Origin of the sequence: Enterobacter sp. 296B2 (genome assembly GCF_034106185.1) — a bacterium.
Classification (GTDB): domain Bacteria; phylum Pseudomonadota; class Gammaproteobacteria; order Enterobacterales; family Enterobacteriaceae; genus Enterobacter; species Enterobacter cloacae_N.
Window position 1 is genome coordinate 1 of the sequence record NZ_JAWNCA010000003.1, and the last position, 17,869, is coordinate 17,869.

Here is a 17,869-nt window from a genome sequence, read left to right on the forward strand (position 1 = left end):
TACCGTTCGACTTGCATGTGTTAGGCCTGCCGCCAGCGTTCAATCTGAGCCATGATCAAACTCTTCAATTTAAGTTTGATGCTCGTGAATTAAACTTCGTAATGAATTACGTATGTTCACTCAGAGACTTGGTATTCATTTTTCGTCTTGCGACGTTAAGAATCCATGTCACTTTGAGTGCCCACACAGATTGTCTGATAAATTGTTAAAGAGCAGTGCAACGCGGCTTTCGCTCACCGTTGCGAGGTGGCGTATATTACGCTTTCCTCTTTCAGAGTCAACCCGTTATTTCAGGATTTTTTTCTCTTCAACCGACCGGGTTGTCTGTGAAGTGATTCACATCCGCCGTGTCGATGGAGGCGCATTATAGGGATCCCAATTTTTAGCACAAGTATTTTTTAGATCTTTTTTTCCGACTGCTGATTTTCCGCGCTTTTCGCTGAAATCCCGCCCGATCTGCTTAAATATTGACGTTTTTTGCCTTGCCTCGATCCAATAATATGATCAAGTCTTCCGTATAACGCTCATCCTCAGAGGTAGTTATGTCCGCAGTATTACGCCCTTATAAAGATCTGTTCCCCCAAAAAGGCGATCGCGTGATGATCGATGCCACCAGCGTGGTCATTGGTGATGTCCGAATGGCCGATGACGTCAGTATCTGGCCACTCGTTGCGATCAGGGGAGACGTTAACTATGTGTCGATTGGTGCCCGTACCAATATTCAGGACGGTAGCGTTCTGCATGTCACCCACAAATCCTCCTATAACCCGCAGGGCAATCCTCTCATCATTGGAGAAGAGGTTACCGTCGGTCATAAAGTGATGCTTCACGGCTGCACTATCGGTAATCGGGTGCTGGTTGGCATGGGATCGATTTTGCTGGATGGCGTCATAGTAGAAGATTACGTAATGATTGGGGCCGGTAGCCTGGTCCCGCAGAACAAACGTCTGGAGAGCGGCTATCTCTATCTGGGAAGCCCGGTAAAACAGATCCGCCCCCTGAAGGAGGCAGAGATCGAAGGACTGAAGTACTCAGCGAACAACTACGTAAAATGGAAGAATGACTATTTGGATCAGGACAACCAAACCCAGCCCTGATCGTCTTCCTGCTGATCGCGAATTAAATCGCTGGCTTCCTCTTCCAGATCCCAGCGATTTTCGCAAAATATGTCTATAGGATCTGAACCGCCAAAGCGACGCAACAGCGTTTCCCCATGAATGGCGCAGGTCAATTGCATACCCTGCACCAGCACCGGGAAACAGACCGCTTGTTTACTCTCATCCCAGTTCTCTCTGTCCGGGAAATGAATAGCCTGATTCACGCCGAAAGCTCCTGCTTTAACTTTTCAATAACCGGTTCGACTGCAGGCAACACGCCATGCCAGAGCAGCACCGCATGCGCAGCCTGACCCACCAGCATCCCCAGTCCATCAGCTAGCTGTTTCGCACCGTGTTGTTCACACCAGTTAAGGAAAGGCGTCTTCCCTTTCTGATAAAACATGTCATAGAAGTATATATGAGGGCTTACCAGAGAAGCGGGGATTGCCGGGATCTCTCCATTAATGCCGCTGGAGGTGGCATTAATGACCAGATCAAATTCACGCCCAGCAAGATCGCCAGGCGCTGCCGCACTTACGCTGCCAGTATGCGCAAACAACGCCGCCAGCGCTTCTGCCCGGGAAAAGGTTCGGTTGGTAATGGTCACCGCACAGTCCAGAGAAAGCAGAGGCAACAGTACTCCCCGCGATGCGCCACCCGCACCAATCAGCAGGACCCGGAAACCGGGTTTAATAAACGACAGTCGTTCCAGATCGCTCAGCAAACCTATTCCGTCGGTGTTGTCACCCAGAAGGCGTCCATCTTCAAGCCGTTTCAGGGTATTTACTGCACCAGCCAGCGAAGCACGCTCGGTAAGCTCATCCGCACGTTCGAAGGCTTCTTCTTTAAAAGGGACCGTGACATTAGCGCCTTGACCGCCGGCGGCGAAAAAAGCCTCCAGCGTTGGAATAAATGCATCCACCGGTGCAAGTACGCGACCATAGGGATGATTAATCTGCAGCTGCTTCGCAAATTGCTGATGGATCAGCGGTGACTTGCTGTGCGCAATCGGATTACCAAAAACAGCATAGGTTTCCATGAGATTACCCCTGGCGAAAACGTTCGCCGGTCAAAGCGTCGCGAATTTCAGACGGATTCAGGCGCCCTCCCGTCTCTCCAACAGCAACCGGGAAGTCGTTCCCGAACTGTGCCAGCACTTCTTCGGTTGTACGACAAGGTGGCAATCCGGTCAGGTTGGCGCTGGTTGAGACCAGCGGTTTACCAAATGCCAGACAAAGCTCTATTACCAGCGGGTGGTCAGTTACGCGAACGGCAAGGGAATCAAAGCGTCCGGTCAACCAGCGTGGCGTTGTCGGCTGTGCCGGGAAAACAAAGGTCACTGGACCGGGCCATGCGGAAAAAATAGTCTCGCGCTGCGCCGGCGTCAGCATAGAGTCATCGATGTAGGGCTTAAGCTGCTCGTAATTCGCAGCTATCAAAATCAGCCCTTTCTCGACGGGTCTTTGTTTCAAGGCAAGCAGGCGGCTCACAGCCGTCTCGCTGTCAGGATCGCAACCGACCCCAAAAACAGCTTCAGTTGGATAGGCGATGACTTCTTCATTTTTCAGTACGTCCACTGCATGCGCAATGGAGCCTGATGGCAGGTTATTTTTCACTATTTTGATCCGCCGTAACCGGCTTTCCACATTGTTTACTGGCGCAGAAGCGTTTCATACCCTGCGCCGTTTTCTTCTCGATAAGTAGCGGATAGTTGCAATGAATGCAGACGCCCGCTACCGGTTTGAAATTGATAACGAACTGGCATTCAGGGTAGCGATCGCAGGAATGAAAGGTCTTACCATAACGGGAACGGCGTTGTACCAGCTGACCACACTGACACTGGGGACACGCAATAGCCGTTTCATCAGGCTTATCAATTTGTTCCGTATGCTCACATTCCGGGTAGCGGCTACAGCCAATAAACATACCGAAACGGCCCTGACGTAGCGCTAATTCACCACCACAAAGAGGACATAGCTGCCCGTCCAGAATTTTGACGATATGTCCATCCGCCTGGCTTTTCAGAGGACGGACATAATCACATTCCGGATAGTGTGAACAACCGAGAAACGGGCCGTGTTTCCCGGACCGAATAACAAGCTCAGCCCCGCACTGCGGGCAGGGCTCGTTTTTATGCACCGTGAATAGTGCTGATTTGGCCATAACAACTCTTGGTGCTGCATATTGAATTAGTGCAGCATACCTTCATTCACTTCAAAGAGTAATTCTTCCATTTGCTGATAGGCATTTTCACAGCCCGGGATATTAAACAGAACCATCAGAATCACCCATTTGAGATCTTCCAGTTCAAATTCTGCCGTATCCAGCGCCATGACGCGCTCTATCACCATTTCTCTCGTTTCGAGGTTTAGCACCTGAATCTGCTCAAGGAATAAGATGAATCCCCGGCAGCTGGCATCCAGCCTTTCACACTCTTCAGCGGTATAAATGCGTACTGACAATGGGTCAGAAGCAAGCTGCATCGGCTCGGCGAGGCCTTCCTGATAATCAGCCAGCTTTTCCAGCCACATCAACGCGTTATAGATATCTTCCCGCTCAAACCCCGCATCGGTAAGATCCTGTGTCAATTTGTCCTGATCCACTCGCATTTCTGCTTCGTTATGGATGTAAGTCTCAAACAAATACATCAGTACGTCGAACATGGCATGCCCTCCTTAATCGGACATAGCCGCCGGGTACAGCTGCGATCCACCCTGCTAACTCCAGTTCGAGTAGCTGTGCTACCGTTACTGGCACAGGTTGGCCGGCACGTTCAGCGACAACGTCAACAGGTGTTACCTCATCTCCTACGTTAGCCAGGAGCTTGGGAAATGGCAATGCCACCTTTCCCTGATCTGATGAATAATGTCGCTTTTCGGGATCTTCCTGCAGACATTGCAAGCCATATTGCAAATTTTCAAGAATGTCCCGCACTTCTGTTACCGGCGTCGCCCCCTGCTTTATCAGCCAGTGTGGTCCTTCGCACCCCGGGTTACCTATCGGGCCGGGTAAGGCGAAAACCTCCCTGCCCTGATCGAGCGCGCATCGTGCCGTGACCAGCGAACCGCTTCGCACTGCCGCTTCAACGACCAATACTCCCTGGCTAAGCCCGCTGATGATTCGGTTACGACGCGGAAAGTTTGCCGGTCGGGGCTGCGCCGAAAGGGGAAACTCAGACACTATCGCCCCGTCAGCTTCGATTAATCGCATAGCCAGCGCCTGGTGCCGACGGGGATAAATGCTAAACAGGCCGTTCCCCAGTACGGCCACGCTACGCCCTTTTGCTGATAGCGCTGCACTATGGGCAACACCGTCAATACCGCAGGCCAGCCCACTGGTGATCGTGAAACCACATTGCGAAAGTTGTTCGCACAGAATTTTTCCCCATCGCTCTCCATACCATGACGGAGCACGGCTGCCTACTACCGCCAACTGGACAGCATTAAGGGTTTCAGGGTTACCTTTTACGAATAACGCCCCGGGATAATCAGGAATTGCTCGAAGTAAAGGAGGATAAAGTGGATGATTTGCCGTCAATAAATGATTTCCCGGCTGCTCAAGCCACGCCAGACTACGCTCCAGCTCACTTTCATCTGGGGCAAAGAACCGTTCAACCTGCTTTGCTGTCAGACCGGCGTTTTTGACGACGGGCACGTCGAGGTTTTCATGCTTCTGCAGTTGCACAGCCGCTTCCAGCATTCCATCGCCACATAGTGAACCCGTGTGTATTAGCCGTAGCCATATCTCGATAGACGTCATCCTTCCCCCCCTGCCATAAGCGGCCTGCGCAATCATTGCGATTGGTCACTGATGCTGTCAATCGACCCGGGATTTGTCTAGAATAGAAGTAATATTCTTATCAACTCCTGAACACGACTCTGGAAATTTATGGCAGTTTTGCAAGTGTTACATATTCCGGACGAGCGCCTTCGCATCGTCGCTGAACCGGTCAAAGAAGTGAATGCAGAAATCCAGCGTATCGTTGATGATATGTTCGATACCATGTACGCCGAAGAAGGCATTGGCCTGGCGGCGACGCAGGTGGACATTCACAAACGTATTATCGTGATCGACGTTTCCGAAAATCGCGATGAGCGTCTGGTGCTGATCAACCCTGAATTGCTTGAAAAGAGCGGTGAAACGGGCATTGAGGAAGGCTGCCTGTCCATTCCTGAACAACGCGCTTTGGTGCCACGTGCCGAAAAAGTGAAAATCCGCGCTTTGGATCGTGACGGTAACCCGTTCGAACTGGAAGCAGATGACCTGCTGGCAATTTGCATTCAGCATGAGATGGATCACCTGGTCGGTAAGCTGTTTATCGATTACCTCTCGCCGTTGAAGCAACAGCGTATTCGTCAAAAAGTAGAGAAACTGGATCGTTTGCGCTCTCGCGCATAACGTCCCCCCGGATACAAGGATCATCGTGTCTATAACACTACGTATTATCTTCGCGGGAACCCCTGATTTTGCAGCGCGTCATCTTGACGCGCTGTTATCTTCTGGTCACCAGGTTGTTGGCGTCTTTACCCAGCCGGACCGTCCGGCTGGCCGCGGTAAAAAACTGATGCCCAGCCCGGTAAAGGTGCTGGCAGAAGAGCATGGGCTTCCCGTTTTCCAGCCCGCATCCTTACGCCCTCAGGAAAATCAGCAGTTGGTCGCTGAGCTGAATGCCGACGTAATGGTGGTGGTGGCTTACGGTTTAATTCTGCCGAAAGCGGTGCTTGATATGCCTCGTCTGGGTTGTATCAACGTGCATGGCTCACTACTCCCACGCTGGCGCGGTGCGGCACCTATCCAGCGCTCCCTGTGGGCGGGGGATGCAGAAACCGGCGTCACAATCATGAAGATGGACGTAGGTTTAGACACCGGCGACATGCTGCATAAACTGGCGTGCCCTATTACTGCAGACGATACCAGCGCTACGCTGTATGACAAATTAGCAGGCCTCGGTCCGCAAGGGCTTATCGAGACGCTGCAGCAGCTTGCTGACAATACGGCAAAACCTGAGGTTCAGGATGAGGCGCTGGTGACGTATGCTGAAAAACTGAGTAAAGAAGAAGCCCGAATCGACTGGTCCTTGTCTGCCGCTCAACTTGAACGCTGCATCCGCGCCTTTAATCCGTGGCCGATGAGCTGGATGGAGATTGATGAGCAGCCAGTGAAAGTCTGGAAAGCGTCAGTCATTAACGGCAATACGGCTGCTGAACCCGGCACGATTATCGACACCAGCAAGAACGGTATCCAGGTTGCGACTGCAGAAGGGATTCTGAATCTTGAATCGCTGCAACCGGCCGGTAAGAAAGCGATGAGCGCTCAGGATCTTTTAAATTCCCGTCGCGAATGGTTTATCCCGGGCAATCGCCTTGCCTGAACAAACATATGCTTAAGGCCCGGTGTTTCCGGGCATTTTTATTTTTACGGTTATGAAAAAACAAAATCTACGCAGTATGGCGGCTCAGGCCGTTGAGCAGGTTATCGAGCAGGGCCAGTCATTGAGTAATGTCCTGCCTCCCCTGCAACAAAAAGTATCAGATAAAGACAAAGCCCTGCTCCAGGAGCTTTGCTTTGGCGTTCTGCGCACCCTTTCTCAGCTTGAGTGGCTCATCAATAAGCTGATGTCACGCCCAATGACGGGCAAGCAGCGCACCGTTCATTATTTGATCATGGTGGGTTTTTATCAGCTTCTTCATACTCGCATTCCACCTCACGCCGCGCTTGCTGAAACAGTGGAAGGCGCTGTTGCGATAAAACGTCCTCAGTTGAAAGGATTAATCAACGGCGTACTGCGTCAGTTCCAGCGTCAGCAGGATGAGCTTCTGGCTGAATTTGCGCAAAGTGAAACACGTTTTCTCCACCCGGACTGGCTGCTGAATCGTCTTAAAAAAGCGTATCCGAAGCAGTGGCAAAACATTGCCGAAGCGAATAATCAACGCCCGCCGATGTGGTTACGCGTCAATCGCAATCACCACACCCGTGACGCATGGCTGGCATTACTGGAAGACGCTGGAATGAGTGGATTCACGCATGAAACCTATCCGGATGCCGTGCGTTTAGCCTCCGCTGCACCGGTACATGCTTTACCTGGTTTTGATGAAGGCTGGGTGACCGTGCAAGATGCCTCTGCTCAGGGTTGTATGACCTGGCTTGAACCCAAAAATGGTGAGCAGATCCTCGATCTGTGCGCGGCGCCTGGCGGAAAAACGACACACATTCTGGAAGTGGCTCCACAGGCCAGCGTGATGGCAGTGGACGTTGATGAGCAGCGTCTTTCACGCGTCTACGACAACCTCAAGCGCGTGGGCATGAAGGCACAGGTTAAACAAGGCGATGGACGCAAGCCTGCGGAATGGTGTGGTGAAACCCAGTTCGACCGCATTTTGCTGGATGCACCCTGCTCTGCAACAGGCGTAATTCGTCGTCATCCGGACATCAAGTGGCTACGCCGCGATCGTGATATTAAGGAACTTGCCCAACTGCAATCGGACATACTTGACGCAATCTGGCCACATCTTAAACCCGGCGGAACGCTGGTCTATGCAACCTGCTCCGTACTGCCGGAAGAAAACAGCCAGCAAATCGCAGACTTCCTTAAGCGTACCCCGGACGCTACGCTGCGCGATACGGGAACGCCTGAATGCCCAGGACAGCAAAACCTGCCGGGCGCGGAAGAGGGTGATGGCTTCTTTTACGCTAAGCTAATCAAAGAGTGATGTTGAGAACAGGTCACGAGATATGAAGATTATCATTCTGGGCGCAGGACAAGTGGGCGGAACGCTGGCGGAAAACCTGGTTGGCGAAAACAACGACATCACAATCGTTGATACCAACGGCGATCGTCTGCGCATTTTACAGGACAAATTTGACCTTCGCGTTGTGCAGGGTCATGGCTCACACCCACGCGTACTCCGCGAGGCGGGTGCCGACGATGCCGACATGCTCGTTGCGGTGACCAGTTCTGACGAAACCAATATGGTGGCCTGTCAGGTGGCCTACTCGCTTTTCAACACGCCAAACCGAATCGCGCGCATCCGCTCTCCGGACTATGTTCGCGATGCAGAAAAACTGTTTAATTCAGAAGCGGTTCCCATTGATCATCTTATCGCACCGGAACAGCTAGTTATCGACAATATCTATCGTCTGATCGAATATCCAGGCGCACTGCAGGTTGTGAACTTTGCCGAAGGTAAAGTCAGTCTTGCCGTCGTAAAGGCCTATTACGGCGGTCCGTTGATCGGCAACGCGTTGTCCACCATGCGCGAGCACATGCCTCACATTGATACACGCGTCGCCGCCATTTTCCGCCACGACAGGCCTATCCGCCCGCAGGGCTCCACCATTGTCGAAGCAGGGGATGAGGTCTTCTTTATTGCGGCCTCTCAGCATATTCGTGCAGTAATGAGCGAATTGCAGCGTCTCGAAAAGCCTTATAAACGCATTATGCTGGTCGGTGGTGGCAATATCGGTGCGGGTCTCGCGCGAAGGCTTGAAAAAGACTACAGCGTGAAATTGATCGAGCGCGATCAGCAACGTGCTTCTGAGCTGGCGGAAAAACTGCAAAATACGATCGTATTTTATGGCGACGCGTCAGATCAGGAATTACTGGCAGAAGAGCATATTGATCAAGTTGATCTCTTTATTGCCGTCACCAACGATGACGAGGCGAATATTATGTCCGCCATGCTCGCCAAACGTATGGGGGCAAAGAAGGTCATGGTACTTATCCAACGTAAGGCGTATGTCGACCTGGTTCAGGGCAGCGTGATTGATATTGCTATTTCACCGCAGCAGGCGACCATTTCCGCTCTGCTGAGCCATGTACGTAAAGCGGACATTGTCGGCGTTTCATCGCTCCGCCGCGGTGTGGCAGAAGCGATTGAAGCGGTGGCCCATGGAGATGAAACCACCTCTCGCGTTGTGGGCCGCGCCATCGACGAAATTAAGCTGCCGCCGGGCACAATTATCGGTGCCGTCGTGCGTGGAAATGATGTCATGATCGCCAATGATAATTTACGTATTGAGCAAGGCGATCACGTAATTATGTTCCTTACCGATAAAAAATTTATTACCGACGTCGAGCGTTTATTCCAGCCAAGTCCATTCTTCCTTTAATATGTCGGGTGCTCTCAATAGAGCACCTGCACTTTACCCACTTTATTGCTGTGCCTTTTATTTTCATAACGTTTAATTATCCCGAATGGCAATTGGCTAATCATTTGTTAAACTTATAGTCGTCAGCTGGCACAAGGAGAACATAATGAGTTTTATTAAAGAATTTCGCGAATTTGCGATGCGCGGGAACGTGGTGGATTTGGCAGTGGGTGTCATTATTGGTGCGGCATTCGGCAAGATTGTTTCATCATTAGTTGCAGACATCATCATGCCACCTTTAGGGCTGCTAATCGGGGGCATTGATTTCAAACAGTTCGCATTCACGCTGCGTGAAGCACAGGGTGATATCCCGGCAGTAGTAATGCACTACGGCGTGTTTATCCAGAACGTATTTGATTTCGTGATTGTGGCGTTTGCTATTTTTATGGCTATCAAGCTGATCAACAGGCTCAACCGTAAAAAAGAAGAGCCCGCGGCCGCACCAGCACCAACGAAAGAAGAAGTATTGCTGACGGAAATCCGCGATCTGTTAAAAGAGCAGAACAACCGCGTTTAATCAGTAACCAAAAGCAGGAAGGCCAGTGGTAAATAAGCGATTCGCTTGCTTGCCACTGGCCTCCCGGTTACCCCGTTTTGCATGTTTATCTTTGCGCAGATAACTTCCCTTCCCTTTTTTATTCTTTTCAACGCGCTGTCGAAAAAGCGGGTCGTGAAGTAAAGCCTCAATGGCATTGTCTTTAATTTGTCCCTTAGTGTGCTGATAGCGGCTCATAATTTCTCCTGAGCATGGTTTATGACGACGGAAGTCTAGACCCGGGTAGATTAAAAATCAACATCCCCGAGTTTCTCCACTGGCCCCTTGTTCAAGGGCTTCCAGAATTGAGCAATAAATACTGCTGTGGGCCGTTCCGCAACAGGCATCATTAAGCCTTTGCAGAGAACGCTGCATGGTTTGTAGTTCCTGAATACGGGCTTCAACTTCATCAAGCCGGGCCTGCACGATGCTTTTGGATTCCAGGCAGGTGTGATGCTCAGGATCGATGCGGATCGATAGTAACTCGCGGATCGAATCCAGCGTGAAGCCAAGCTGTCGCGCATAGCGTATGAATCTCAGACGCTGCAGATCGTTATCGGTATAAAGCCGAAAGCCACCTTCTGTGCGTACCTCATGATCGATCATTTGCTGCTTTTCGTAATATCGAATAGTGTCCGGCGTTACGTTCGCGAGCTTTGCAAGTTCACCGATACGGTACATCGCTACTCCTCATTTATCTTCTTAAGCAATCTTTCACCGTATTCCCCATGCAGGAATTCCGTGTTCATTCCTGCATGGCGCAGCTTGAGCTCGATCAGCGCAAGCCTGCGGCTAAGTTCTGTATGTCGAGGATCGTCCTGACGGATCCCTTTTAGCAGATCGGCAAGTTCAATAGCCTCTCTGCGCTGCTCAAGCTCAGGAGGAAGGCAGCCGGCATTTTTTAATAAACGATATCCAGCCCGGAGTTCAGGCGCAATATGCAAATCATCTTCCAGTTCCAGAGGTTCGCCGCTTCCGGCAAGATTGTCGAAATCGCCTTTATTTTGGGCATCGCGGATATGGCGTTCTGCCCACTGGTCAAGCAACCACATCATCAGCTCCAGGGGATGAACAAAATTGATACAGGCATTGTAGAGAAATGGGGATACTGCGGATATAAAAAAACCCGCCGAGGCGGGTTTTTTTACGTTACTGCAGATTACTCTGCAGCAGCTTCTGCTTTCTCTGAACGATCAACCAGCTCGATGTAAGCCATCGGCGCGTTGTCGCCTGCACGGAAACCACACTTCAGAATGCGAGTGTAACCACCGGCACGGCTCGCGAAACGCGGGCCCAGTTCGTTAAACAGTTTTGCCACGATCTCGTTATCACGAGTACGGGCGAATGCCAGACGACGATTAGCAACGCTGTCAGTCTTGGCAAGAGTAATCAGCGGCTCAACTACGCGACGCAGCTCTTTCGCTTTAGGCAGGGTCGTCTTGATGATTTCATGACGAACCAGTGAACCTGCCATGTTGCGGAACATAGCCTGGCGATGGCTGCTGTTGCGGTTCAGTTGACGACCACTCTTACGATGGCGCATGACCTTATCCTTCTCAGTAAAACCTTAACCTGTGATCCGGTTACTCGTCAGCAATGCTTGCCGGTGGCCAGTTTTCCAGGCGCATGCCCAGAGACAGACCACGTGAAGCCAGCACGTCTTTAATCTCGGTAAGAGATTTTTTACCCAGGTTCGGCGTTTTCAGCAACTCAACCTCGGTACGCTGTACCAGATCACCGATATAGTGGATAGCTTCTGCCTTGAGGCAGTTAGCAGAGCGGACAGTCAATTCGAGATCGTCAACAGGGCGCAGCAGGATCGGATCGAATTCTGGTTTCTCTTCTTTCACTTCTGGCTGACGTACATCACGTAAGTCAACGAAAGCTTCCAGTTGTTCTGCCAGGATGGTTGCCGCACGACGAATCGCCTCTTCAGGATCGATTGTGCCGTTGGTTTCCATTTCGATGACCAGCTTGTCCAGGTCGGTACGCTGTTCTACACGCGCTGCTTCAACATTGTAGGCAATACGCTCTACAGGGCTGTAGCATGCGTCGACCAGCAGACGGCCGATTGGGCGCTCATCTTCTTCCGAATGAATTCGGGCAGAAGCCGGCACATAACCACGACCGCGCTGAACTTTGATACGCATGCTAATAGCTGCGTTCTCATCGGTCAGGTGGCAGATCACGTGCTGCGGCTTGACGATTTCAACATCACCGTCGTGGGTGATGTCGGCTGCAGTCACAGGGCCAATGCCAGATTTATTCAGAGTAAGAATAACTTCATCTTTACCCTGAACTCTCACCGCCAGCCCTTTCAGGTTGAGCAGGATTTCAAGGATATCTTCCTGAACGCCTTCTTTGGTGCTGTACTCATGAAGTACACCATCAATCTCAACCTCGGTCACCGCGCAACCCGGCATCGATGAGAGCAGAATACGGCGCAGTGCGTTACCCAGAGTATGGCCAAAGCCACGCTCTAAAGGCTCAAGGGTCACCTTGGCGTGCGTCGAACTCACTTGCTCGATATCTACCAGGCGCGGTTTTAGAAACTCTGTCACAGAACCCTGCATTGTGTCCTCTCTTTGGTACTAAGCTTTACTTGGAGTAAAGCTCGACGATCAGGTGTTCGTTAATGTCCGCAGACAGATCAGAACGCTCAGGCTGACGCTTGAACGTACCTTCCATCTTGCCAGCATCAACTTCCAGCCAGGTTGGCTTTTCACGCTGCTCAGCCAGCTCCAGAGCGGCCTTCACGCGAGATTGCTTTTTCGCTTTCTCACGAATGCTAACAACGTCATTCGCTTTAACCTGATAAGAAGCGATGTTAACAACACGACCGTTTACCATGATTGCTTTGTGGCTAACCAGCTGACGTGATTCAGCACGAGTAGCGCCGAAGCCCATACGGTATACAACGTTGTCCAGACGACCTTCCAGCAGAGCCAGCAGGTTTTCACCCGTGTTGCCTTTCAGACGTGCTGCTTCTTTATAGTAGTTACGGAACTGACGCTCCAGCACACCGTACATACGGCGAACTTTTTGCTTTTCACGCAACTGCACACCATAGTCAGACAGACGCGGTTTACGCGCACCGTGCTGGCCAGGAGCTTGTTCAATTTTACACTTGGTATCGATCGCGCGAACGCCAGACTTAAGGAATAAGTCGGTGCCCTCACGACGGCTCAGCTTGAGCTTAGGACCCAAATATCTTGCCATTTTCTATCTCCAACTAACCTAAAAAACGAGCGTTATACGCGACGTTTTTTCGGCGGACGACAACCGTTATGAGGGATCGGAGTCACATCAGTAATATTAGTGATGCGGAAACCAGCGGCGTTCAGAGCGCGAACAGTAGATTCACGACCCGGACCCGGACCTTTAACCATAACTTCCAGATTCTTGATGCCGTATTCTTTTACGGCTTCAGCGCAACGCTCTGCTGCAACCTGAGCTGCGAACGGAGTGGATTTGCGAGAACCACGGAAACCGGAACCACCGGCTGTTGCCCAACCCAATGCGTTACCCTGACGATCAGTAATAGTAACGATGGTGTTGTTGAAAGAAGCATGGATATGAGCCACGCCGTCAGAGACTTGTTTTCTTACACGTTTACGTGCACGAACTGGTGCCTTTGCCATTATTCAATCACCCCGATTATTTCTTGATCGGTTTGCGCGGACCCTTACGGGTACGTGCGTTGGTCTTAGTACGCTGACCGCGCACTGGCAGACCACGACGATGACGCAAACCGCGATAGCAACCAAGATCCATCAGGCGCTTGATGCTCATGCTGATTTCACGGCGCAGATCACCTTCAACGACAAATTTGGCAACTTCGTCACGCAGCGTGTCGATTTGTCCTTCAGACAGCTCACTGATCTTAACATCTTCAGCGATACCCGCTGCAGCCAGGATGGCTTTAGAACGGGTCTTGCCGATGCCGTAGATCGAAGTTAATGCGATCACAGCATGTTTCTGATCAGGAATGTTAATGCCTGCTATACGGGCCACTATGCACTCCTACTATTTAATATGTACGCACCATGCTGAAAAGCCCGTTTTCAGGATACTCAAATGGAAACGTACAGACATACAAAAGATTGGCTGGCTAATCTAGCCAGCTCAACCCAACTTTGCAAGAAAAATATGCGAAATAATCAGCCTTGGCGCTGTTTATGCTTCGGCTCGGCACTGCAAATCACACGGATGACACCATCACGCTTAACGATTTTGCAGTTACGGCATAATTTCTTGACGGAAGCACGAACTTTCATTTTTACTCTCCGTAACTTCTCAGGCGACCAATTAGCGGCCGTAGCCTTTCAGGTTCGCCTTCTTCAATGCAGACTCATACTGACTGGACATCATCAGAGTTTGCACTTGAGCCATAAAGTCCATAATCACGACAACAACGATAAGCAGTGAGGTCCCACCGAAGTAGAACGGTACTTTCATTGCATCACGCATGAACTCCGGGATCAGGCAGATAAAAGTAATATAAAGCGCACCAACCAAAGTCAGGCGGGTCATTACTTTATCGATATACTTCGCCGTTTGCTCTCCCGGACGAATTCCTGGTACAAATGCACCGGACTTCTTCAGGTTATCTGCTGTTTCACGCGGGTTGAAGACCAACGCCGTGTAGAAGAAACAGAAGAAGATGATCGCAGACGCATAGAGTAACACATAAAGTGGTTGCCCAGGCTGCAAATACAGCGAAATTGTTGTCAGCCAGTTCCAACCAGTACCGCCCCCGAACCATGACGCGATGGTTGCCGGGAACAGAATAATACTGGAAGCGAAGATAGCCGGGATAACCCCCGCCATATTCACTTTCAGCGGTAAATGTGTGCTCTGTGCAGCATAGACACGACGACCTTGCTGACGTTTAGCGTAGTTCACCACAATGCGGCGTTGACCACGTTCAACGAAGACAACAAAGAACGTCACTGCAAATACTAATACTGCAACCAACAGCAACAGGAGGAAGTGCAGGTCGCCTTGACGCGCTTGCTCGATAGTATGGGCGATGGCCGGCGGGAGTCCCGCAACGATACCGGCGAAGATAATGATTGAGATACCGTTACCGATACCACGCTCAGTAATCTGTTCGCCGAGCCACATCAGGAACATAGTCCCTGTGACCAGACTAACAACAGCGGTGAAATAGAATGCAAAGCCTGGGTTTAATACCAGGCCCTGCATACCAGGCATATTCGGCAGACCGGTAGCAATACCGATCGACTGGAATATTGCCAGCACCAGAGTACCGTAACGGGTGTACTGACTAATCTTACGACGTCCAGACTCCCCTTCTTTCTTCAGCTCTGCCAGGGCCGGATGAACGACCGTCAGCAGCTGGATAATAATAGATGCCGAAATGTACGGCATAATACCCAGTGCAAAGATAGAAGCACGGCTGAGAGCACCACCAGAGAACATGTTGAACATTTCAATGATGGTGCCTCGCTGTTGCTCAAGCAGTTTGGCAAGTACAGCGGCATCGATACCAGGGATCGGAATAAAAGAGCCAATACGGAACACAATCAGCGCGCCGATAACAAACAGCAGTCTGCGTTTCAGCTCGCCAAATCCACCTTTGGCACTTTGAAAATCTAATCCCGGTTGCTTAGCCATCTGCTACTTATTCCTCAATTTTACCGCCAGCAGCTTCGATAGCAGCACGAGCACCTTTAGTAACACGCAGGCCACGAACAGTTACCGGAGTAGAAACTTCACCAGACAGGATCACTTTCGCGAACTCGATCTGAATACCGATAATGTTAGCCGCTTTCAGCGTGTTCAGGTCTACAACGCCGCCTTCAACTTTCGCCAGGTCAGACAGACGGATTTCCGCTGTGATCGCTGCTTTGCGAGAGGTGAAGCCGAACTTCGGCAGACGACGGTACAGTGGCATCTGGCCACCCTCGAAACCGCGACGTACGCCACCGCCAGAACGAGAGTTCTGACCTTTGTGACCACGACCACCGGTTTTGCCGAGGCCAGAACCGATACCACGACCCAGGCGTTTACCCGCCTTTTTAGAGCCTTCGGCCGGAGACAGAGTATTTAAACGCATCTCTTACTCCTCAACTTTAACCATGAAGTAAACCGCGTTGACCATACCACGAACAGCAGGAGTATCCTCGCGCTCAACGGTATGACCAATACGACGCAGACCCAGGCCAAGCAGCGTTGCCTTGTGTTTCGGCAGACGACCGATTGCACTGCGGGTTTGAGTGATTTTAATAGTCTTTGCCATGGTCAATTACCCCAGAATTTCTTCAACGGATTTACCACGCTTGGCAGCGACCATTTCTGGAGAATTCATATTTTCCAGGCCATCAATAGTTGCACGAACCACGTTGATCGGGTTGGTGGAACCATATGCTTTAGCCAGTACGTTATGAACCCCAGCAACTTCCAGAACGGCGCGCATTGCACCACCGGCGATGATACCGGTACCTTCTGAAGCTGGCTGCATGAATACACGAGAACCCGTGTGAACACCTTTAACTGGGTGCTGCAGGGTGCCGTTGTTCAGCGCGACGTTAATCATATTGCGACGGGCTTTTTCCATCGCTTTCTGGATCGCTGCTGGAACTTCACGCGCTTTACCGTAACCAAAACCAACGCGACCATTACCATCACCCACTACAGTCAGAGCTGTGAAGGAGAAAATACGACCACCTTTAACGGTTTTAGATACGCGGTTTACCGCGATCAGCTTTTCCTGCAGTTCGCCAGCCTGTTTTTCGATGTGAGCCATCTTACACCTCTACCTTAGAACTGAAGGCCAGCTTCACGGGCAGCATCTGCCAGTGCCTGGACACGACCATGATATTGGAACCCGGAACGGTCAAAGGAAACATTGCTGATGCCTTTTTCCAGAGCGCGTTCTGCAACAGCTTTACCTACAGCTGCAGCGGCGTCTTTGTTACCGGTGTACTTCAATTGTTCTGAGATAGCTTTTTCTACAGTAGAAGCAGCTACCAGAACTTCAGAACCGTTCGGTGCAATTACCTGTGCGTAAATATGACGCGGGGTACGATGTACCACCAGGCGAGTTGCACCCAGCTCTTTGAGCTTGCGGCGTGCGCGGGTCGCACGACGGATACGAGCAGATTTCTTATCCATAGTGTTACCTTACTTCTTCTTAGCCTCTTTGGTACGCACGACTTCGTCGGCGTAACGAACACCCTTGCCTTTGTAAGGCTCAGGACGACGGTAGGCGCGCAGATCTGCTGCAACCTGGCCGATCAGCTGTTTATCAGCGCCTTTCAGCACGATTTCAGTTTGAGTCGGACATTCTGCAGTGATACCGGCCGGCAGCGGATGCTCAACAGGGTGTGAGAAGCCCAGAGACAGGCCTACTGCATTCCCTTTGATAGCTGCACGATAACCTACACCAACCAGCTGAAGCTTTTTAGTGAAGCCTTCGGTAACACCAACAACCATTGAGTTCAGCAGGGCACGCGCGGTACCAGCCTGAGCCCATCCATCCACGAAACCATCACGTGGACCGAAGGTCAGAGCGTTATCTGCATGTTTAACTTCAACAGCTTTGTTGAGGGTACGAGTCAGCTCGCCGTTTTTACCTTTGATCGTAATAACCTGACCGTCGATTTTTACATCAACGCCGGCAGGAATAACGACCGGTGCTTTAGCAACACGAGACATTCTTTCCTCCGATTAGGCTACGTAGCAGATAATTTCGCCACCAAGACCAGCCTGGCGCGCTGCACGATCAGTCATAACACCTTTAGAGGTAGAAACAACTGCGATACCAAGGCCAGCCATAACTTTTGGCAGCTCATCTTTTTTCTTATAGATGCGCAGGCCTGGGCGGCTGACACGCTGAATGCTTTCTACAACAGCTTTACCCTGGAAATACTTGAGAGTAAGTTCCAGTTCCGGCTTGGTGTCGCCTTCAACTTTAAAATCTTCGATAAAACCTTCTTCCTTCAGCACGTTGGCAATTGCCACTTTCAGCTTGGCGGAAGGCATGGTGACCGCAACTTTGTTCGCGGCCTGACCGTTACGGATACGGGTCAGCATATCCGCGATCGGATCTTGCATGCTCATC

28 protein-coding genes and 1 rRNA gene are annotated in these 17,869 nt (G+C 51.0%); 6 read left to right on the plus strand and 23 right to left on the minus strand.

Annotated features, from left to right (window positions below):
* Positions 1–71, minus strand: a 16S ribosomal RNA gene (locus tag URZ40_RS02760); the annotation flags it as partial.
* Between the two features lie 471 nt (positions 72–542).
* Here URZ40_RS02760 and URZ40_RS02765 point away from each other — a divergent pair.
* Positions 543–1,097, plus strand: a complete 555-nt coding sequence (locus URZ40_RS02765) for a gamma carbonic anhydrase family protein (RefSeq protein WP_320719736.1) — start codon at positions 543–545, stop codon at positions 1,095–1,097.
* Here the strand turns inward: URZ40_RS02765 and URZ40_RS02770 are convergent.
* The 6 genes from URZ40_RS02770 to dprA are packed head-to-tail and all read right to left on the minus strand — an operon-like array spanning position 1,073 to position 4,856.
* Positions 1,073–1,321, minus strand: coding sequence for a DUF1488 domain-containing protein (locus URZ40_RS02770; RefSeq protein ID WP_166712481.1), 249 nt, complete (start codon positions 1,319–1,321; stop codon positions 1,073–1,075). The two genes, URZ40_RS02765 and URZ40_RS02770, sit on opposite strands and share 25 nt — an antisense overlap.
* A complete protein-coding gene (aroE, locus tag URZ40_RS02775; RefSeq protein ID WP_166712483.1) occupies positions 1,318–2,136 on the minus strand; it encodes a shikimate dehydrogenase in 819 nt (272 codons plus the stop codon). The genes URZ40_RS02770 and aroE overlap by 4 nt, the downstream gene beginning before the upstream one ends.
* 4 nt (positions 2,137–2,140) lie before the next feature.
* Positions 2,141–2,713, minus strand: coding sequence for an L-threonylcarbamoyladenylate synthase type 1 TsaC (gene tsaC / locus URZ40_RS02780; protein ID WP_320719737.1), 573 nt, complete (start codon positions 2,711–2,713; stop codon positions 2,141–2,143).
* Positions 2,703–3,260 (minus strand): topoisomerase DNA-binding C4 zinc finger domain-containing protein, encoded by a 558-nt coding sequence (locus URZ40_RS02785; protein ID WP_320719738.1) that lies wholly within the window; start codon positions 3,258–3,260, stop codon positions 2,703–2,705. Before URZ40_RS02785 ends, tsaC begins: the two co-directional genes overlap by 11 nt.
* A 26-nt stretch (positions 3,261–3,286) precedes the next feature.
* The gene (gene smg / locus URZ40_RS02790) at positions 3,287–3,760 is read right to left on the minus strand and encodes a DUF494 family protein Smg (RefSeq protein WP_008503477.1); all 474 of its coding nucleotides are present in this window, start codon (positions 3,758–3,760) and stop codon (positions 3,287–3,289) included.
* Positions 3,732–4,856 (minus strand): DNA-protecting protein DprA, encoded by a 1,125-nt coding sequence (gene dprA / locus URZ40_RS02795; RefSeq protein WP_320719740.1) that lies wholly within the window; start codon positions 4,854–4,856, stop codon positions 3,732–3,734. The genes smg and dprA overlap by 29 nt, the downstream gene beginning before the upstream one ends.
* Before the next feature lie 129 nt (positions 4,857–4,985).
* Between dprA and def the strand changes: the two genes are divergently transcribed.
* From def to mscL, 5 genes are all read left to right on the plus strand, one after another.
* Positions 4,986–5,495, plus strand: coding sequence for a peptide deformylase (def, locus tag URZ40_RS02800; protein WP_006812188.1), 510 nt, complete (start codon positions 4,986–4,988; stop codon positions 5,493–5,495).
* A gap of 25 nt (positions 5,496–5,520) precedes the next feature.
* A complete protein-coding gene (gene fmt, locus URZ40_RS02805; RefSeq protein WP_320719741.1) occupies positions 5,521–6,468 on the plus strand; it encodes a methionyl-tRNA formyltransferase in 948 nt (315 codons plus the stop codon).
* A gap of 52 nt (positions 6,469–6,520) precedes the next feature.
* Complete coding sequence (rsmB, locus tag URZ40_RS02810) at positions 6,521–7,807, plus strand: 16S rRNA (cytosine(967)-C(5))-methyltransferase RsmB (protein WP_320719743.1); 1,287 nt, start codon at positions 6,521–6,523, stop codon at positions 7,805–7,807.
* A 22-nt stretch (positions 7,808–7,829) separates the two neighbouring features.
* Positions 7,830–9,206, plus strand: a complete 1,377-nt coding sequence (gene trkA / locus URZ40_RS02815; RefSeq protein ID WP_320719744.1) for a Trk system potassium transporter TrkA — start codon at positions 7,830–7,832, stop codon at positions 9,204–9,206.
* Between the two features lie 145 nt (positions 9,207–9,351).
* Complete coding sequence (mscL, locus tag URZ40_RS02820; protein WP_014833515.1) at positions 9,352–9,762, plus strand: large-conductance mechanosensitive channel protein MscL; 411 nt, start codon at positions 9,352–9,354, stop codon at positions 9,760–9,762.
* On the opposite strand, the gene URZ40_RS02825 is transcribed toward mscL, so the two are convergent.
* The 16 genes from URZ40_RS02825 to rpsH form a co-directional block, all read right to left on the minus strand.
* On the minus strand, positions 9,763–9,978 hold the full coding sequence (locus URZ40_RS02825; RefSeq protein ID WP_316380275.1) for an alternative ribosome-rescue factor A: 216 nt from the start codon (positions 9,976–9,978) through the stop codon (positions 9,763–9,765).
* 57 nt (positions 9,979–10,035) lie between these two features.
* Positions 10,036–10,461: a Zn(2+)-responsive transcriptional regulator gene (gene zntR / locus URZ40_RS02830; RefSeq protein ID WP_316380274.1), complete on the minus strand. Its 426-nt coding sequence runs from the start codon at positions 10,459–10,461 to the stop codon at positions 10,036–10,038.
* Between the two features lie 2 nt (positions 10,462–10,463).
* Positions 10,464–10,832, minus strand: a complete 369-nt coding sequence (locus tag URZ40_RS02835; RefSeq protein ID WP_320719810.1) for a DUF1992 domain-containing protein — start codon at positions 10,830–10,832, stop codon at positions 10,464–10,466.
* Positions 10,833–10,939: 107 nt separating this feature from the next.
* Entirely contained in the window at positions 10,940–11,323 is a 384-nt protein-coding gene (rplQ, locus tag URZ40_RS02840) for a 50S ribosomal protein L17 (RefSeq protein ID WP_001216368.1), read from the minus strand.
* A 40-nt stretch (positions 11,324–11,363) separates the two neighbouring features.
* Positions 11,364–12,353 carry a DNA-directed RNA polymerase subunit alpha gene (locus URZ40_RS02845; protein ID WP_002919219.1) on the minus strand — a complete coding sequence of 330 codons (990 nt, stop codon included), beginning with the start codon at positions 12,351–12,353 and terminating at the stop codon, positions 11,364–11,366.
* Between the two features lie 25 nt (positions 12,354–12,378).
* Entirely contained in the window at positions 12,379–12,999 is a 621-nt protein-coding gene (rpsD, locus tag URZ40_RS02850; protein WP_004868345.1) for a 30S ribosomal protein S4, read from the minus strand.
* 32 nt (positions 13,000–13,031) lie between these two features.
* Entirely contained in the window at positions 13,032–13,421 is a 390-nt protein-coding gene (gene rpsK, locus URZ40_RS02855) for a 30S ribosomal protein S11 (RefSeq protein ID WP_003863312.1), read from the minus strand.
* A 16-nt stretch (positions 13,422–13,437) separates the two neighbouring features.
* Positions 13,438–13,794 (minus strand): 30S ribosomal protein S13, encoded by a 357-nt coding sequence (gene rpsM / locus URZ40_RS02860; RefSeq protein ID WP_013099021.1) that lies wholly within the window; start codon positions 13,792–13,794, stop codon positions 13,438–13,440.
* Positions 13,795–13,940: 146 nt separating this feature from the next.
* Positions 13,941–14,057, minus strand: a complete 117-nt coding sequence (rpmJ, locus tag URZ40_RS02865; RefSeq protein ID WP_000868187.1) for a 50S ribosomal protein L36 — start codon at positions 14,055–14,057, stop codon at positions 13,941–13,943.
* Between the two features lie 31 nt (positions 14,058–14,088).
* Positions 14,089–15,420 carry a preprotein translocase subunit SecY gene (gene secY / locus URZ40_RS02870; protein WP_003863305.1) on the minus strand — a complete coding sequence of 444 codons (1,332 nt, stop codon included), beginning with the start codon at positions 15,418–15,420 and terminating at the stop codon, positions 14,089–14,091.
* 7 nt (positions 15,421–15,427) lie between these two features.
* The gene (gene rplO, locus URZ40_RS02875; protein WP_014885468.1) at positions 15,428–15,862 is read right to left on the minus strand and encodes a 50S ribosomal protein L15; all 435 of its coding nucleotides are present in this window, start codon (positions 15,860–15,862) and stop codon (positions 15,428–15,430) included.
* 3 nt (positions 15,863–15,865) lie between these two features.
* Positions 15,866–16,045 (minus strand): 50S ribosomal protein L30, encoded by a 180-nt coding sequence (rpmD, locus tag URZ40_RS02880; protein ID WP_003863301.1) that lies wholly within the window; start codon positions 16,043–16,045, stop codon positions 15,866–15,868.
* Between the two features lie 6 nt (positions 16,046–16,051).
* Positions 16,052–16,552 carry a 30S ribosomal protein S5 gene (gene rpsE / locus URZ40_RS02885; protein ID WP_003863299.1) on the minus strand — a complete coding sequence of 167 codons (501 nt, stop codon included), beginning with the start codon at positions 16,550–16,552 and terminating at the stop codon, positions 16,052–16,054.
* Between the two features lie 14 nt (positions 16,553–16,566).
* The gene (gene rplR / locus URZ40_RS02890) at positions 16,567–16,920 is read right to left on the minus strand and encodes a 50S ribosomal protein L18 (RefSeq protein ID WP_003863297.1); all 354 of its coding nucleotides are present in this window, start codon (positions 16,918–16,920) and stop codon (positions 16,567–16,569) included.
* A 9-nt stretch (positions 16,921–16,929) separates the two neighbouring features.
* Positions 16,930–17,463: a 50S ribosomal protein L6 gene (gene rplF / locus URZ40_RS02895; protein WP_003863296.1), complete on the minus strand. Its 534-nt coding sequence runs from the start codon at positions 17,461–17,463 to the stop codon at positions 16,930–16,932.
* A gap of 12 nt (positions 17,464–17,475) precedes the next feature.
* Positions 17,476–17,868: a 30S ribosomal protein S8 gene (gene rpsH / locus URZ40_RS02900; RefSeq protein WP_006178918.1), complete on the minus strand. Its 393-nt coding sequence runs from the start codon at positions 17,866–17,868 to the stop codon at positions 17,476–17,478.
* Position 17,869: the final 1 nt, after the last annotated feature.

Bases quoted from the DNA above. Each gene is read 5' to 3' on its own strand.
- URZ40_RS02765 (WP_320719736.1), top strand. From the start codon at position 543: ATGTCCGCAGTATTACGCCCTTATAAAGATCTGTTCCCCCAAAAAGGC.
- aroE (WP_166712483.1), bottom strand. From the start codon at position 2,136: ATGGAAACCTATGCTGTTTTTGGTAATCCGATTGCGCACAGCAAGTCA.
- URZ40_RS02785 (WP_320719738.1), bottom strand. From the start codon at position 3,260: ATGGCCAAATCAGCACTATTCACGGTGCATAAAAACGAGCCCTGCCCG.
- smg (WP_008503477.1), bottom strand. From the start codon at position 3,760: ATGTTCGACGTACTGATGTATTTGTTTGAGACTTACATCCATAACGAA.
- dprA (WP_320719740.1), bottom strand. From the start codon at position 4,856: ATGACGTCTATCGAGATATGGCTACGGCTAATACACACGGGTTCACTA.
- def (WP_006812188.1), top strand. From the start codon at position 4,986: ATGGCAGTTTTGCAAGTGTTACATATTCCGGACGAGCGCCTTCGCATC.
- rsmB (WP_320719743.1), top strand. From the start codon at position 6,521: ATGAAAAAACAAAATCTACGCAGTATGGCGGCTCAGGCCGTTGAGCAG.
- trkA (WP_320719744.1), top strand. From the start codon at position 7,830: ATGAAGATTATCATTCTGGGCGCAGGACAAGTGGGCGGAACGCTGGCG.
- mscL (WP_014833515.1), top strand. From the start codon at position 9,352: ATGAGTTTTATTAAAGAATTTCGCGAATTTGCGATGCGCGGGAACGTG.
- URZ40_RS02825 (WP_316380275.1), bottom strand. From the start codon at position 9,978: ATGAGCCGCTATCAGCACACTAAGGGACAAATTAAAGACAATGCCATT.
- zntR (WP_316380274.1), bottom strand. From the start codon at position 10,461: ATGTACCGTATCGGTGAACTTGCAAAGCTCGCGAACGTAACGCCGGAC.
- URZ40_RS02835 (WP_320719810.1), bottom strand. From the start codon at position 10,832: ATGTGGTTGCTTGACCAGTGGGCAGAACGCCATATCCGCGATGCCCAA.
- rplQ (WP_001216368.1), bottom strand. From the start codon at position 11,323: ATGCGCCATCGTAAGAGTGGTCGTCAACTGAACCGCAACAGCAGCCAT.
- URZ40_RS02845 (WP_002919219.1), bottom strand. From the start codon at position 12,353: ATGCAGGGTTCTGTGACAGAGTTTCTAAAACCGCGCCTGGTAGATATC.
- rpsD (WP_004868345.1), bottom strand. From the start codon at position 12,999: ATGGCAAGATATTTGGGTCCTAAGCTCAAGCTGAGCCGTCGTGAGGGC.
- rpsK (WP_003863312.1), bottom strand. From the start codon at position 13,421: ATGGCAAAGGCACCAGTTCGTGCACGTAAACGTGTAAGAAAACAAGTC.
- rpmJ (WP_000868187.1), bottom strand. From the start codon at position 14,057: ATGAAAGTTCGTGCTTCCGTCAAGAAATTATGCCGTAACTGCAAAATC.
- secY (WP_003863305.1), bottom strand. From the start codon at position 15,420: ATGGCTAAGCAACCGGGATTAGATTTTCAAAGTGCCAAAGGTGGATTT.
- rplO (WP_014885468.1), bottom strand. From the start codon at position 15,862: ATGCGTTTAAATACTCTGTCTCCGGCCGAAGGCTCTAAAAAGGCGGGT.
- rpmD (WP_003863301.1), bottom strand. From the start codon at position 16,045: ATGGCAAAGACTATTAAAATCACTCAAACCCGCAGTGCAATCGGTCGT.
- rpsE (WP_003863299.1), bottom strand. From the start codon at position 16,552: ATGGCTCACATCGAAAAACAGGCTGGCGAACTGCAGGAAAAGCTGATC.
- rplR (WP_003863297.1), bottom strand. From the start codon at position 16,920: ATGGATAAGAAATCTGCTCGTATCCGTCGTGCGACCCGCGCACGCCGC.
- rplF (WP_003863296.1), bottom strand. From the start codon at position 17,463: ATGTCTCGTGTTGCTAAAGCACCGGTCGTTATTCCTGCCGGCGTTGAT.
- rpsH (WP_006178918.1), bottom strand. From the start codon at position 17,868: ATGAGCATGCAAGATCCGATCGCGGATATGCTGACCCGTATCCGTAAC.